General features: G+C 72.5%; 15 protein-coding genes. 9 read left to right on the plus strand and 6 right to left on the minus strand.

All coding sequences use genetic code 11. The annotated features are described in order from the left end of the window. Window positions 1-144 precede the first annotated feature (144 nt). On the minus strand, window positions 145-843 hold the full coding sequence (locus ABZ374_RS15080; protein ID WP_360310882.1) for a hypothetical protein: 699 nt from the start codon (window positions 841-843) through the stop codon (window positions 145-147). A gap of 111 nt (window positions 844-954) precedes the next feature. Between ABZ374_RS15080 and ABZ374_RS15085 the strand changes: the two genes are divergently transcribed. Both ABZ374_RS15085 and ABZ374_RS15090 read left to right on the plus strand, forming a co-directional pair. Next, entirely contained in the window at window positions 955-1,437 is a 483-nt protein-coding gene (locus tag ABZ374_RS15085; protein WP_360310884.1) for a cytidine deaminase, read from the plus strand. Window positions 1,438-1,642: 205 nt separating this feature from the next. After that, complete coding sequence (locus tag ABZ374_RS15090; RefSeq protein WP_360310886.1) at window positions 1,643-2,083, plus strand: NUDIX domain-containing protein; 441 nt, start codon at window positions 1,643-1,645, stop codon at window positions 2,081-2,083. Window positions 2,084-2,117: 34 nt separating this feature from the next. On the opposite strand, the gene ABZ374_RS15095 is transcribed toward ABZ374_RS15090, so the two are convergent. Beyond that, window positions 2,118-2,783 carry a response regulator transcription factor gene (locus tag ABZ374_RS15095; protein WP_360310888.1) on the minus strand — a complete coding sequence of 222 codons (666 nt, stop codon included), beginning with the start codon at window positions 2,781-2,783 and terminating at the stop codon, window positions 2,118-2,120. After that, the gene (locus tag ABZ374_RS15100) at window positions 2,780-4,006 is read right to left on the minus strand and encodes a sensor histidine kinase (RefSeq protein ID WP_360310890.1); all 1,227 of its coding nucleotides are present in this window, start codon (window positions 4,004-4,006) and stop codon (window positions 2,780-2,782) included. The genes ABZ374_RS15095 and ABZ374_RS15100 overlap by 4 nt, the downstream gene beginning before the upstream one ends. Window positions 4,007-4,056: 50 nt before the next feature. Here ABZ374_RS15100 and ABZ374_RS15105 point away from each other — a divergent pair, with 50 nt between their 5' ends. The 4 genes from ABZ374_RS15105 to ABZ374_RS15120 all read left to right on the plus strand — a co-directional run bounded on the left by ABZ374_RS15105 (window position 4,057) and on the right by ABZ374_RS15120 (window position 7,356). Next, entirely contained in the window at window positions 4,057-4,221 is a 165-nt protein-coding gene (locus tag ABZ374_RS15105; RefSeq protein ID WP_360310892.1) for a hypothetical protein, read from the plus strand. Next, entirely contained in the window at window positions 4,218-5,147 is a 930-nt protein-coding gene (locus tag ABZ374_RS15110) for an ATP-binding cassette domain-containing protein (protein ID WP_360310894.1), read from the plus strand. Before ABZ374_RS15105 ends, ABZ374_RS15110 begins: the two co-directional genes overlap by 4 nt. After that, window positions 5,144-5,926, plus strand: a complete 783-nt coding sequence (locus ABZ374_RS15115; RefSeq protein WP_360310896.1) for an ABC transporter permease subunit — start codon at window positions 5,144-5,146, stop codon at window positions 5,924-5,926. Before ABZ374_RS15110 ends, ABZ374_RS15115 begins: the two co-directional genes overlap by 4 nt. A 542-nt stretch (window positions 5,927-6,468) precedes the next feature. Further along, complete coding sequence (locus ABZ374_RS15120) at window positions 6,469-7,356, plus strand: hypothetical protein (RefSeq protein WP_360310898.1); 888 nt, start codon at window positions 6,469-6,471, stop codon at window positions 7,354-7,356. Window positions 7,357-7,409: 53 nt separating this feature from the next. Here ABZ374_RS15120 and ABZ374_RS15125 read toward each other — a convergent pair whose 3' ends face one another. Together ABZ374_RS15125 and ABZ374_RS15130 are read right to left on the minus strand one after the other, a co-directional pair. Continuing rightward, window positions 7,410-7,916 (minus strand): GNAT family N-acetyltransferase, encoded by a 507-nt coding sequence (locus ABZ374_RS15125; RefSeq protein WP_360310900.1) that lies wholly within the window; start codon window positions 7,914-7,916, stop codon window positions 7,410-7,412. 92 nt (window positions 7,917-8,008) lie between these two features. Continuing rightward, complete coding sequence (locus ABZ374_RS15130; protein ID WP_360310902.1) at window positions 8,009-8,497, minus strand: carbonic anhydrase; 489 nt, start codon at window positions 8,495-8,497, stop codon at window positions 8,009-8,011. Between the two features lie 317 nt (window positions 8,498-8,814). Here ABZ374_RS15130 and ABZ374_RS15135 point away from each other — a divergent pair, with 317 nt between their 5' ends. Beyond that, window positions 8,815-9,516, plus strand: coding sequence for a class I SAM-dependent methyltransferase (locus ABZ374_RS15135; RefSeq protein ID WP_360310904.1), 702 nt, complete (start codon window positions 8,815-8,817; stop codon window positions 9,514-9,516). Window positions 9,517-9,625: 109 nt separating this feature from the next. Here the strand turns inward: ABZ374_RS15135 and ABZ374_RS15140 are convergent, their stop codons facing one another. Beyond that, window positions 9,626-10,054, minus strand: coding sequence for an OsmC family peroxiredoxin (locus ABZ374_RS15140; RefSeq protein ID WP_360310906.1), 429 nt, complete (start codon window positions 10,052-10,054; stop codon window positions 9,626-9,628). A 432-nt stretch (window positions 10,055-10,486) separates the two neighbouring features. Between ABZ374_RS15140 and ABZ374_RS15145 the strand changes: the two genes are divergently transcribed. Further along, window positions 10,487-11,923, plus strand: coding sequence for a GuaB1 family IMP dehydrogenase-related protein (locus ABZ374_RS15145; protein ID WP_360310908.1), 1,437 nt, complete (start codon window positions 10,487-10,489; stop codon window positions 11,921-11,923). A 126-nt stretch (window positions 11,924-12,049) separates the two neighbouring features. Further along, complete coding sequence (locus tag ABZ374_RS15150; RefSeq protein WP_360310910.1) at window positions 12,050-12,607, plus strand: GNAT family N-acetyltransferase; 558 nt, start codon at window positions 12,050-12,052, stop codon at window positions 12,605-12,607. The last annotated feature ends 66 nt before the right edge of the window (window positions 12,608-12,673 follow it).

Here is a 12,673-nt window from a genome sequence, read left to right on the forward strand (position 1 = left end):
GTCCCACCCGATCCATCGCCACACCGGAATTCCCCCTTCGATGGCAGGAATTCCAGCCTCCGTCGCAGCGCCGGCCGTCGGCATCCCTCGGAGGTGTGCGGCCGTCCCCCGATCGGGGGACGGCAACGACCGCCCCGAGGACGACTATTCGCGAGGTTCCCCGTACCAGCGCCAGCTCGTGCGCCGCTCGTGGCCCGGCAGGTCCGCGCGGCCGGTGGCCCACAACATCGTCGGCCACGGGTCGGTGTCCTGCGGGACGTCCGGGAAGAGCCGGGCCAGGACGCGTGCGCACAGGTCGGCGGGCGGGGCCCAGGTCACCCCGACGTCCTCGGCCAGGTCGTGGGTGTGCACGAGCGTCTCCACGATGCCCATCGCGGCGAAGCCCTCGGGGTCGGCGGCACCGAAGGTGTGGTGGGCCCGTACGCTCGACGGCGTCGTCCGCACCATGGCGACCAGCAGCGCGCCGCTTGCCTCCAGCACCTGCAACAACCCGTCCGGGCCCGCCGTGTGGTCCGCGTGGATCGCGTTGGCCGGGCCGCCCGGTCGCCGACTCGCCCAGACGAACGGCACCTCGCCGGACATCGGTGGGACCCTGGGGCCCAGTTGGGCGGCGTACGCGAAGAGATCGTCGCTCAGGTGCTCGACCGTCTCCCAACGATCCCACTCCAGCGCACCGGCCTTCGCCTCCCACGCCGCGGCCGGCACACCCCGCAGCGCGGCGACCGCGAGTTGCACGGCCCGATCCAGGTCGTCGGCGGTGACCGGCCCCGGCCCGTGTTCGGGCGGCACGGTCCGGGTGCCCGGCGGGATCGCGGGCGCGTCGTCTTCAGATGATTCGAACATGTCCGGACCGTATCGCCACGCACACCTCGAACCACCGAACCACCGACGGCGACATCGGCTCCGCGGTGGCGCACGAGCCGGTCGGCGGTGCACGGACGGTAGCGTGGCGACATGACCGTTGATCAGGAACTCGTCGATGCAGCGATCGAGTTGGCGCGCAACCGATTCCCCGGGCAGGACTGGTCCGGTGCGGCGGCACTGCGGCTGGACGACGGGTCGATCGTGACCGGTACCGCTCCGGAGGTGCCGAACAACGCGGTGCGGCTGTGTCACGAGACCGGCCCGATCTGCGAGGCGTACAAGCTGGGGCGGCGCGTGGTCGCCTCGGTCTGTGTGACCGCCGCCGACCAGGATCGCGGCTACTGGGTGTTGGCTCCCTGCGGGGTGTGCCAGGAACGTTTGTTCGCCTACGGGCCGGATGTGGCCGTCGGCGTACCGGAAGCGGCCGACCCGCGTCGTTGGCGGTCGCTGCGGCTGCGGGACGTGCAACCCCATTGGTTCGCGCGGGTGTTCTCCGACGACGTCTGGCCATATCGGCAGCCGGGCGACACGGATCCGGCCGGGTGGTCGGGCGACACGGATTCGGTCGGGTAGTCGCGCGGCAGCGCCGCCCCGTGGCGAACGTGCTTCCGACGGTTCGGGCGTGACGTCCGTCCGTGGCCCGTCGTTGGTCCGGGCGGAGGTGTGTGTCCCGGCACGCGGGCCGGGTTCCCGGGTCGACGCGGGCCGGCGGGCGACACCGCCGTGCAGCCGGGGGCGACGCCCGAAGCACCCGGATCGACCATGGGGAGAGCGACACTTGAGCGACCACCGCCACAATGCCATCGCCTATGCCGCCATCATCCTCGAACGCGCGGACGGCGCGGTGTTGTTCATGGAACGCAAGGACACCGGCTTCGCCGACGGCCTGCTCGCCCTGCCCGGCGGACTGGCCGACCCGGGCGAACTCCTCATCGAGGCGTGCGCCCGGGAGACCAAGGAGGAGATCGCCACCGACGTCGCCACGGCGGACCTGCGCACGGCGTACGTGTCCCAGGTGCTCGGTGAGACCGGCGCACCGGTGATCGGCTGGTACTTCCACACCACCGCCTGGTCGGGCGACCCGGTCAACGCCGAACCCGACCAATGCGCCCGGCTGACCTGGCTCGACCCGGCCCACCTGCCGCCCGATGTGGAACCCACCGACGCCACCGCGGTCACCGCCTGGCATCGCGGTACCGCGCCGACCCGGTGGGCCTGACGGCCCTCGGGTCCTTTCCACCGGTCGACGACCGCTAGGCGGGGCCCAGGCCCGCCTGATAGGCGGTGATCACCAGTTGTACCCGGTCGCGGGCGCCGAGTTTGGTGAGCAGGTGACCCACATGGGTCTTGGTGGTGCCCTCGGTGATGTGCAGGGTTCGGGCGATCTCGGCGTTGGTGCGACCTGCGGCGATCAACACCAACACCTCGCGTTCGCGCGTGGTGATCGCCCGCAACGCCGCCGGCGGTGACGTCGGGTCGGGCGCGGCCGGTCGGGCGGCGAACTCGGCGATCAGCCGCCTGGTCACGCTCGGCGCGAGCAGTGCCTCGCCGGCCGCGACCACCCGGATCGCGGCGAGCAGATCCTCGGGCGCGGTGTCCTTGAGCAGGAATCCGGCGGCCCCGTTCCGCAGTGCCGCGTAGATGTGCTCGTCCAGGTCGAACATGGTCAGGATCAACACCCGAACCCCCGGCACCCCGCCCGTACCGGTGATCAGCCGGGTCGCCTCCAGGCCGTCCATGTCCGGCATACGAATGTCCATCAGCACCACGTCGGGCCGCTCCCGGCGGGCCAGGTCCACCGCCGCCGCACCGGTGCCCGCCTCGCCGACCACGGTGAAGCCCGGCGCTACGTCGATGATGCCGCAAAAGCCCGCGCGCACCAGAGCCTGATCGTCCGCGACCAGCACCCGCACGTTCATCCGACCCGCTCCCGCAACGGCAGCACGGCGGCCACCCGAAATCCCCGCCCGGGCAACGGGCCCGCGCTGAACTCCCCGTCGTAGAGCCCGACTCGCTCGCGCATTCCGGCCAGGCCGTGCCCGTACGGCGGCTCGTACGCCTCGACGCCCGCGGTCGCCGGACCCGAGCCCACCCCGTCGTCGAGGATCTCGATCGCCAACGCGTCCGCGCGGTAGTCGATCGCCACCCGGCCGGTCGTGGTGCGCGCGTGCCGAGCGATGTTGGTCAGCGCCTCCTGCACGATCCGATACGCCGACAACTGGATCCCGGCGGGCAACTCGCGCACGTCGCCCGACGAACTCAACTCCACCCGCAACCCGGCCTCGGCGGCGCGTGCCAGCAGGGCGGGCAGATCCGCCAGGCCCGGCGCGGGCAGCCGATCCGCCGGGCCGTCCGCACGCAGCACGCCGAGCAGGCCGCGCATCTCGCGGATCGTCTCGCCGCTGATCCGGCGGATCGCCGTGAGCGCCTCCCGGGCCTGCTCGGGCCGTTCGTCGAGCACGAATCCGCCGTACCCCGCCTGCACGTTGACCACGCCCAGGCTGTGTGCGATCACGTCGTGCAACTCGCGGGCCAGCCGCAGTCGTTCCTCGGCGAACTCGGATCGGGCCAGGTCGGCGTGATGCTCGCGCAGCGCGGCGGCGTAGGCGCGATGCCGCCCGACCGCGTAGCCGATCGCCCACGCGGTGCCCACGAACAGCAGCGCGAGCCACGCGTTGCGACGCAGGTCGGCCGAACCGAGCAGCCACAACGCGCCGCCGAACAGGCCGACGCCGAGTGCCGCGAGGCCGGCCCGGGGCGGGTAGGCCACCGCCGCGCTGTACACCGCGGCCATCGAGACCAGCACCACGAACGGGCCGCCCAGCGCGAGGGCGATCGTGGTCTCCCCGGCCGCGCCCACCACCACCGCCCACGCCGCGAGCACCAGGCCCACCGCCCACCCGGGCCGGGCGCGGCGCAGCACCAGGGCGACCGCGAGCACGGCGACCGCGAGCAGCGCGACGGTCGGCTGGGTCGAGGTCGGCTCGGGGTAGCCGCGCCGATGCGGGTCGTAGTCGTGGTAGGCGTTCAGCACTCGCATCGTGGCGATCCAGCCCCCGACCAGGGCCGCGACCACGTCCAGCGCGACCCAGTGTCGGGTGCGCAGCCTCTTGGTCAACGGGCGCAGCGGCTCCGATTTCATGCGTCGATCGTAGGGAGCGAGCCCGGTTCGGCTCATCGCCCCGGAGGTCTATGACCACGGTCGGAGACGGCACCCCGAATCGGGCCGCGCACTCGACCCGCGGTCCGACGACGGCGCGTCCGCGAACCGACACGGTGGAGCACATGGTCGGCGGCATCGGGTTCGTGCCGGTGTCGGCGGCGCGGATCGAGCGAAGGGCGGAGCAGGGCGGATGATCGAAGTGCGCGGACTCACCAAGAGATACGGCGCGCGGGTGGCCGTGGACGACGTGACGTTCACCGTCGAACCGGGGCGGGTGACCGGGTTCCTGGGGCCGAACGGAGCGGGCAAGTCGACCGTCATGCGGATGATCCTGGGGTTGGCCGCGCCGAGCGCGGGCCATGCCCGGATCGAGGGGCGGCCGTATCGCTCGTTCGACCGGCCGCTGTGCCGGGTGGGCGCGCTGCTGGACGCGGGCGCCGTGCCGGGCGGGCGCGCCGCGTACCACCATCTGGCGAGCATCGCGGCGAGCAACGACCTCCCGCGCTCTCGGGTCGACGAGGTGTTGGTCCGGGCCGGTCTGCGGGACGTGGCCCGGCGGCGGGTGGGCGGATTCTCGTTGGGGATGAAGCAACGGCTCGGGATCGCCGCCGCGCTGCTCGGCGAGCCCGGGGTGCTGCTGTTCGACGAGCCGGTGAATGGTCTCGATCCGGACGGGGTGCGCTGGATCCGTACGCTGATGCGCGACCTGGCGGCCGAGGGACGCACGGTGTTCGTCGCCGGGCACCTGATGAGCGAGATGGCGCTGACCGCCGACCACGTGATCGTGCTCGGGCGGGGGCGGGTGATCGTGGACACCGGCATGGCCGAGTTCATTCGGACCGGGTCGCGGGGCGACGTGCTGGTGCGTTCGCCGCACGGCGCGGAGTTGGCCCGGGTGCTCACCGGGCACGGCGCGACGGTGACCGCCGAACCGGACGGCGCACTCGCGGTCGCGGACCTCGCGTTCGCCCGGATCGGCGAGTTGGCCGCCGCACACGGCCTGGTCGTGCACGAGCTGGGTGCCCGGCAGGGTTCGTTGGAGGAGGCGTATCTGCGGATCATCGGGGACGAGACGGATCATCGCGCGGTCGGCGCGATCGGCGAGGGGGCGGGCGCATGAGCGGCTTTCCGGTACCGCGTGGGGTGCTCGTGGCCGAGTGGATCAAGCTGCGCACGCTGCGGTCCACCTACTGGACCGCCGTGTTCGCCGCGGTCGCGGCGCTCGGGCTCGGCGCGTTCGACCTGGGGAATCTGGTCGCCGACTGGGACGGCATGTCGGCCGAGAAGCGTGCCGTGTTCGACCCGGTGCGGTTCGGCTTCAGCGGCGGGTACTACGTGGTGGTGCTCGCGGCGGGCACGCTGGGTGTGCTGGTGAGCAGCTCGGAGTATGGCTCCGGGCTGATCCGGACCACGTTCACGGCGGTGCCCCGGCGGCGTCGGGTGTTCGCGGCCAAGGTGTTGGTCACCGGCGTCGTGACGCTCGTGATGGGGGAGGCGATCGCCTTCGGCACGTTCTTCCTGGGGCAGGCGATCCTGGCGGACAAGCACCTGGACGTGGGCCTGGGTGCTCCGCACGTGCTGCGCGCGGTGGTTGCCACCGGTGCGTTCGTCACCGTGATCGCGCTGATCGGGCTGGCCCTCGGCACGATCGTGCGGCACTCGGCGGGCGCCATCGCCGGGCTGTTCGGGCTGTTCTTCGTCGCTCCGATGCTCACCGAGGCCGCCGGCGACGGGGTCCGGCGGGGCACCCTGCAGCCCGCCTTCCAGGCGCTGAGCAGCACCACCGGGGCGGCCGAGGCGGGTCGCCCGTCGACGGTGACGGCGGTGGTGGCGTGCCTGGTCTGGCTCGGCGTCGCGCTGGCCGTCGCCGCGTGGTCGATCGAGCGTCGGGACGTGTAGCAGACGTGTGGATCTTTGGACGGGCAGCGGGCCGGGAGGGTTGGCGTGCGCGGGGAGTGTGGCCGTTCGTGTCGATTTCCGCGTGGGCGGCCGTGCTGCCCGTGCGGGATCGGGTGCGGGTTCCGGTGCGGATTCCGCACGGATTGCCATGCAGTCGGCGATGCGTATGCGCATGCAGCTTTCCATGCAGTTCACCGTGCAACTCCCCGTGCAACTCCCCATGCAGTCTGCCATGCAGCTCGCCATGCAAGTACCAGGTCAGAGGGCCTTTTCCGCAGTACTCCCTCCCGTTCCACCGGGGCCCACCGGGACGGACACGATGCTCTCACGGATGTTCAGGTCGATGCCGTCGCGCACCACCTCGGGCCACTACGGCAGATCGGCTTCGCCCACCATCACGCTTCGCCGCAGGGCGACGGCGGGCCGTCGGCGTGCCGGCCCGGTGGATCGGGCGTGATCGCCTCGTGTCGGCGGCCGGCACCGGCTCTAGAGTGATCATGACGGGGTGGCGCGACACGGTGTGCGGCGAGGGGCTTGGGGACGTGGCGATACGGGATCAACTGCGGGGCATCGGCGGGGCGATGGGGGCCGCGGCGGCTTCGGGGCGCGCGGCGGTGGGCGGTCGCATCGGGGCCGGTCGGGCCCGGGTCGCGTCGGGGGACTGGGTACACGGGACGCTGGACGCGCTGCCGGCGCCGGCCGCACCCGCCACCGCCGCCTGGGAGTTCTCGTTGGGTGCGCTGGTATGTCGGCATCCCAAGGTGCCGGCCGTCACCGCCCGACCCTTGAAGCTGCTCGACGGCCTGGGCGCGGTGCGGTTCGGCCCGGAGACGGTCGGCTTCGACGGGGAGGACATCCCGTGGGAGAAGGTGCTCCGGCTCACCCTGCACGACGCGTTCGCCTCGATGACCACGGCCGCGCTCGATACCGAGGTGGACCGGATCCGTGACGTGTTGCCGCCGCTGCCCGGCCGCAAGTGGGCGGTGACCAAGGTGGTGGAGGGCCTGCTCACGGTGGTTCTCGCGTCGCTGGAGCAGGCCGACGATCGTCGCCTGGACAGCGCGGAGGTGGCCTGCGAGATCACCTACCGCGGGCTGCTCGGCCGGGAGAAGACGCTGCGCGCAAGCCTGTTCGCGACCGCCCTGCTGGCTCGGCAGACCGCCGTCGCGGACAGCCTGGTGGCCACCGCGCGAGCCCACGGCGTCGAGGTGGTCGCGGCCGTGCCCGAGGGCGGCGCCGGCGATGCGGCGGCGGCCGAGCGGATCCGCGCCCTGCGGGCCCGGACCGACGTGGTTTCGGCGAAGCTGCGGGCCCAGCGCGAGCAGGACGCGGCGGACCCGACGCCGGCGTCGGCTGCTCCCACCACCGGCCCCGGCACCTTCGTCCACCCCAGCGACACGGTGGATCCGACCGACCCGTTCGCCTGCTGACCGGCAGGGAATCCGACCCGGCGAACCGGCACAGGGTCCGAAGGTCCAAGGGCCTAGGCGTGCGCCTCCATGCCATAGAGACGCAGGCCCCGGGCGCGGTAGTTGACGAGGGCGTTGGGGTGGTCCTCGGAGGACGTGTGCAGCCAGACCCGACGGACCGGCTCGGTGCCAACGACGGGGGCGGTGTGCCAGGCCTGGCGGAGCAGCAGGGTCAGCGCGCAGCCGCCGAGACCCTTGCCGACGTATTCGGGAAGCAGGCCGAACGTGACCACCTCCACGTTGCCGGCGGGTTGTGGCTCCAGGTTGCCGATGCCCGCGGTTTCGCCCGTGTGCGTGATCAGCCAGGGTTGCCGCAGTGGGTGCGCGGCGTGAAGTTCGGCCCAGTCCTGCTCGGTTCGGGTCACGCTGCGCCAGCCGTACGGCGCGCCGATCCGCGCCTGGAGGTCCTGCACGAGGGGTGTGGCCGGGTCGACGCGGCGTAGTGCGAGCGACGGCACGGGGCGGGACGGCCGGAGGTCGTCGAGCGAGGTCATCTCCAGGTACATCAACGTCTTACCCATTGCGCCAGGCTATCCCCGACGACCGACACCCGCCCCGGGCCACCACGCTCCGGCGCGGGGCGGGGTACCCGGGGTGGGCGTGGCGGTCTCGGCTAGACGACCTCGTTCAGCTTGCCGGTGGCCACGTCGAAGACGAAGCCGCGGATCCGGTCCTTGTACACGACGAACGGATCGGCCTTGATCCGCTCGATCGACTGGCGTACGTCGGTGTCGAGGTCGGTGAACGCCTCGCTGGCCCAGGTGGGTTTGATGCCCGTCTCGGCCAGGATGGCGCCCTTGAATCCGTCGTCGTCGAACGTCAGCATGCCGCAGTCGGTGTGGTGGACGAGGATGATCTCCTGGGTGCCGAGCAGGCGTTGGCTGATCGCCAGGGAACGCAGTTCGTCCTGGGTGATCACGCCACCGGCGTTGCGGATGACGTGTGCGTCGCCCTCGTTCAGGCCGAGGATCGCGTATACGTTCAGGCGGGCGTCCATGCACGCGACGACGGCTACGTGTTTGGCGGGCGGGAGGGGCAGGGGACCGGTGAAGGCCGCGACGTAGGCGGCGTTGTTGGCCAACAGTTCATCGGTGACGGACATGCGAAGTCCTTCGGCTGGTGTGGCGAGGACCCACCCGGGATCGGGATTGCCGCGTGAACCGGGCGGGTTCGGACGCGGGACGGCCACGCACACGGCGACGACACGCGGCGTGACCTACCGACACGCCTCGTCGAACAGCCGGACGCGCCGGGTCGGCCAGAAGCCTTCCAGCGAAGTCGCGCCCACAGCGCCCCTGTTCCCCACGCGAACAGTGAACTCAAACCGACCCGACTGTGCAAGTGACGGCGGCGCCCCGATCGGCCGCCGGGGCCCGTGCGGCCGGGTGTCGTCGGTGGTCGGGGGTAGGGTGCCCGGTCGTGATCGAAGCCGATTTCCTCCGCGCCACCCGGACGTCCTACGACGCCTTCGCCACCGAGTACCCCGAATACGTTCGGTCCGACCTCCCGAACAAGCCGATCGACCGGGCCCAACTCGCCGCCTTCGCCGAATTCGTGCGCTCGGCCGACACCGGACCCCGGTCCGTGGCCGACGTCGGGTGCGGGACCGGTCGGATCAGCGCGCATCTGCGTGACCTCGGGCTGGACGTGTTCGGGATCGACCTGTCGCCGGGGATGATCGAGGTGGCCCGCCGCGAGCACCCGGACCTGCGGTTCGAGGTCGGTTCGATGACGGACCTGGACCTGCCGGACGACTCCCTCGGCGGTCTGCTGGCGTGGTACTCGATCATCCATGTCCCGGTCGAGCGACTCCCGGGTGTGTTCGCCGAGTTCCACCGGGTGCTGGCGCCGGGCGGGCGCCTCCTGCTGGCCTTCCAGGTCGGCGACGAACCGCTGCGGCTGACCGAGGCGTTCGGCCGATCGGTGGACCTCGACTTCCACCGCCGCCGACCGGAGCGGATCGCTGACCTGGTGATCGACGCGGGCCTGACCATGCACGTGCGGACGATTCGCGAACCCGACCCCGGCGAAGGTGTACGGCCCACACAGCACGCCTACCTGCTGGCCCGCAAACCCTTGCCGGTGGAGCCGGAGACAGCGGCGGCGGAAACGCGGGCGTAGGCGCCGGGCGACCGGCCGGTGACGTCGAGGGGTCGGTTCACGCGTGCGGTCGGTAGGGAGACCGCACGGCCACCGACGCCCTCGGCGTCCGTACCGTGACCGGCCGGCTTCAGCCCAGCGAAGCCGTCAGGGTGATCTCGGCGCCCGGCGAAAGCAGCCGGGAGATCGGGCAGTTCTGCTTGGTGACGTCCGCGATCTCGAGGAACTCCGACTCGTCGATCCCGGCGGCCACGACGGCGGTCTCCAGGTCGATCCGGGTCACCGTCGGGGCGCCCTCGACCCGGACCAGGTGCACCTTGGCCGTGGTGTCCACCGAGCTTGCCGGGAAGCCCGCGTCGCCCAGGCCCTTGGCCAGGGCCATCGAGAAGCAGCCCGCGAGCGCGGCGCCGATCAGTTCCTCGGGATTGGTGCCCTCGCCCTCCTCGAATCGGGACTTGAACGAATAGGCCCCCTCCAGACCGCCCTTGCCGGTGCGGATGGTGCCCGCGCCGTCGAGGATGGTGCCCTGCCACAGAGCTGTCGCGCTACGAATGGTCATGGCCCGATGCTAGTGCCGTGGCCACCGCTCGGCGTCCGGGCACATGTGCGAGCCCCGCGCGGGACCGGCGCGCAACCTGCCCCGCGTCGGCGGCCGGCCACCGCCTCGGCGGAGCTCGTCGAACCCTTGCCCCTGGGCATCGACAACACCGCGAACACCGGCGCGACCGGGCCCAGGCACGCGGCGGACAGGAACGCGTCGTGGTTGACCGCCGGTTGCGCCTCGCGGATGCGCCGCCCGTCACCACCGGCCGCGGCCATGTCGTGGCCGAGCCGCTGTACGCGATGGTCGCGACCACCGCCGGGCCCGGCGCGCCGCCCGCCTTCCGGCCGGATCCGCCGCCCGCGAAGGTCGGCCGCGCCGGACTTCGGGCCAACTCGCCCCGCCGGTCCGGAAGATCGATTGCCGGGCCGGCTGGGTACGTACCGCGACATGAGATTCCTCCACGACCAGGTACCGCCACACGACCTCACCTACAGTGACGTCTTCCTCGTACCGTCGCGTTCCGGCGTGGGCTCGCGCCTCGACGTGGACCTGACCACCTCCGACGGCACCGGCACCACCATCCCGGTGGTGGTGGCCAACATGACCGCCGTGGCCGGGCGCCGGATGGCGGAGACCATCGCCCGCCGCGGCGGCCTCGCGGTGATCCCCCAGGACATCCCGGTCGACGTGGTCGCCGAGGTGACCTCCTGGGTCAAACAGCGCCACCTCGTCTACGACACCCCGATCACGATGGCCCCCACCGACACCGTCGGCGAGGCGCTGAACCTGCTGCCCAAACGGGCCCACGGCGCGGTGGTGGTGACCGAGGGCGGGCGCCCGGTCGGCATCGTGGCCGAGGCCGACTGCCTGGGCGTGGACCGCTTCGCCCAACTGGAGCGGGTGATGTCCACCGAACTGCTCACCCTGCCGGACGGGGTCGACCCGCGCGAGGCGTTCGATCGGCTCTACGAGGGCCGGCACAAGCTCGCGCCGATCGTGGACCCCGACGGTCGCCTGGTCGCCGTGCTGACCCGCACCGGCGCGCTGCGCTCGACCCTGTACCGGCCGGCCCTGGACGCGGCCGGACACCTGCGCGTGGCCGCCGCGATCGGCATCACCAACGACGTCGCGCACAAGGCCGAGGGCCTGATCGAGGCGGGCGTGGACACCCTCGTCCTGGACACCGCGCACGGCCACCAGGAGCAGATGATCAAGGCGCTGCGCGCGGTCCGGGCGCTCGACCCGCCCGTACCGGTGGTGGCGGGCAACGTGGTCACCGTGCAGGGCGTGCGCGACCTGATCGAGGCGGGCGCGGACATCGTCAAGGTCGGCGTCGGCCCCGGCGCGATGTGCACCACCCGGATGATGACCGGCGTCGGGCGCCCGCAGTTCTCCGCGGTCGCCGAGTGCGCGGCCGAGGCCGCCCGGCTGGGTCGACACGTGTGGGCCGACGGCGGGGTGCGGCACCCACGCGACGTGGCACTCGCCCTGGCGGCCGGCGCGTCGAACGTGATGGTCGGTTCGTGGTTCGCGGCCACCTACGAGTCGCCCGGCGACGCCTACCGCGACGGCGAGGGCCGGCTGTACAAGGAGAGCTTCGGCATGGCGTCGGCGCGCGCGGTCCGGCTGCGCACCGCCACCGAGTCCGCCTTCGACCGGGCCCGGAAGTCCTTGTTCGAGGAGGGCATCTCGTCCTCGCGGATGTACCTGGACCCGAACCGGCCCGGCGTCGAGGACCTGCTCGACTCGATCGGCGCCGGCGTGCGCAGCGCCTGCACCTACACCGGCGCCCGCACGCTGGCCGAGTTCCACGAACGCGCCGTGCTGGGCATCCAGAGCCCGGCGGGGTACGCGGAGGGCAAGCCGCTGCCCGAGAGCTGGTGACGGTCCGGCGGCGCGGCCCGCGCGGCCCGCGCGGCCCGCGCCGCCGGATGGGCGCGCGGGGACCGCCCGGGGCCGGCCGCGGCACCCGGTCGGCAAACGGTTTGACGGGTGCGGAACACTTTTCCCATGCCCACGCCCACGCCCGTACCGCCCGCCACGACCGGTACGCAGACCTGGACGATCTCCCCGAGCGCGGTGCACTCGCCCGAGGCGCTCGCGCTGCTGCGCATGTACTTCATCGAGGTGAGCGACCGCTACTACCGGCTGCACGAGGGCCGGGACTCGACCCCGACCGAGATCGAGGAGGGTCTCGCCGACGCGCCGAGCGACCATCTCGCGCCGCCGCGGGGGCTCTTCCTGATCGGCAGGTACGGCGCCGAGCCGGCCGCGTGCGCGGGGCTGCTGCTGCGGGACGAGCACACGGCGGAACTGACCCGCGTGTTCGTGCGACCGGACCTGCGCGGCACCGGCGGTGGCCGACGCCTGCTGGCCGCCGTCGAGGATGCCGCCCGTGCCCTGGGCGTGCGTCGGATCGTGCTCGACACCCGCCTCGACCTGATCGAGGCCCGCACGCTGTACACCAGGACGGGCTATCGCGAGGTGCCCGCGTACAACGACGGCAAGTACGCCGAGATCTGGTACGTGAAGGACCTGACCGCCGCCGAGCGGCCCGATCCGGCCTGACGCGGCGGCACTTCGCAGCATCCGGCGGGCGGCCCGGCGCCGGCCCGAGACGGCTACGACGAACGG

The organism is Embleya sp. NPDC005971, from assembly GCF_040629175.1.
In the GTDB taxonomy this organism is placed as follows: Bacteria; Actinomycetota; Actinomycetes; order Streptomycetales; family Streptomycetaceae; genus Embleya.